This window comes from Micrococcus sp. GbtcB5, from assembly GCF_019091605.1.
In the GTDB taxonomy this organism is placed as follows: domain Bacteria; phylum Actinomycetota; class Actinomycetes; order Actinomycetales; family Micrococcaceae; genus Micrococcus; species Micrococcus luteus.
In genome coordinates, this window is the sequence record NZ_JAGXJK010000459.1 from 1 (window position 1) to 237 (window position 237).

Annotated in this window: 1 pseudogene; it reads left to right on the forward strand. The window is 76.4% G+C overall.

The window, feature by feature from the left end:
• A pseudogene (locus tag KVS67_RS13095) lies at positions 1-237 on the forward strand (C4-dicarboxylate transporter DctA); the annotation flags it as partial.

The following is a 237-nucleotide window of genomic DNA, read 5'->3' on the forward strand; positions in this document are numbered from 1 at the left end:
CGCGCCCTGCCGACCTCCACCGGCAACGCCGTGGCCACGCTCCTCACGGGCCGCTGGGTGGGCGAGCTCGACGGCGAGCGCGCCCGGCGCGTCCTCAGCGGCGAGCTGAAGTACGACGAGGCGACCGTGGCCGGCCACGACGGCGCCGCGCACGACCCGCAGCAGGCCCCGCCGATCGCCGAGCAGGCCTACGAGGGTCACCCCGACTCCAGCCTGAACTTCGCCATGGCCGCCGAC